A 248-nucleotide genomic window follows, 5' to 3' on the forward strand; every position below is an offset into this window, starting at 1 on the left:
GGATTAACAGTAAATGTGAAACCACAACCACGTAAACAACAAGTTTCACTTTTATTAAAAGGTGACTATGAAATTGGTATTGATGGCTGGAGCCCTGACTTTGCTGATCCAATTACATTCCTAGAATTGTTTACAACGAATAACCCATACAACTTAGATCATTACTCTAATAAGGAATTCGATAAAACAATTGAAAAGGTTAAAACGACTTTAGCTGGTGATGAAAAAGCTCGATGGGAAGCATTACT

The 248-nt window shown here is 34.7% G+C and carries 1 pseudogene; it reads left to right on the forward strand.

What is annotated here, in order from left to right:
- A pseudogene (locus tag KVT11_RS20335) lies at window positions 1–248 on the forward strand (peptide ABC transporter substrate-binding protein); the annotation flags it as partial.

This window comes from Bacillus sp. GbtcB10, from assembly GCF_019091365.1.
GTDB lineage: Bacteria > Bacillota > Bacilli > Bacillales > Bacillaceae > Bacillus > Bacillus altitudinis.